The sequence below is a fragment of the Methylobacterium sp. CCH5-D2 genome, assembly GCF_001556475.1.
Classification (GTDB): Bacteria; Pseudomonadota; Alphaproteobacteria; order Rhizobiales; family Beijerinckiaceae; genus Methylobacterium; species Methylobacterium hispanicum.
In genome coordinates, this window is the sequence record NZ_LSIX01000330.1 from 1 (window position 1) to 617 (window position 617).

The following is a 617-nucleotide window of genomic DNA, read 5'->3' on the forward strand; positions in this document are numbered from 1 at the left end:
GGGCCCCGGCGGCTTGCGTGCCGCCGCACCCCGGACCGGCTCCCGCTTGCCGGCGAGAGCAACCGGGCCCGCGGCCGGCACGGCGACCTCACGCGGCCCTGCGGCCAGAGCCTCGGGGCGGCTCACCTCGCCGAGACCGCCTCCGGCCGCGACCATGGTCTCTCGGAACGACCGGTGCTGGCCGCCGTCCTCGTACACCAGCCGGACGGCGGGCGTCCCGCTCGCCACGAGGGCGGCGACCTGCCGCTCGTCATCCGCCTGCCTCCGCGCGACCGCGCCAGCGGTGGCCTCGTCGCCGGCATCGAACACGTATCGGCCATCGGCGACGCCGACGCCCTGCTCGGCCCCCGTGACCTCGAACCGGTCGGACCCCTCCTTGAGGTTCCTCCAGAACGCGATGTTCGGGTCCTGGCGATGCCGGGCCAAGTTCTCCGGCGTCATGCGGAACGGGTAGGACTGGAACTGGACGGCGCGCTGGCCGCCCGCGAAGGCCTCCCGCACCACGGCATAGAGTTCCGAGATCACCTCGTCCGTCATCGCGAAGCAGCCCCGCGACGAGCACGAGCCGTGCACCATCAGGTGCGCGCCGGTGCGTCCCAGGGAGCGGTCGTACTCGT

1 pseudogene is annotated in these 617 nt (G+C 73.9%); it reads right to left on the reverse strand.

Annotated elements, in window-relative coordinates:
* Nucleotides 1-617, reverse strand: a pseudogene (locus AX737_RS08735) (hypothetical protein); the annotation flags it as partial.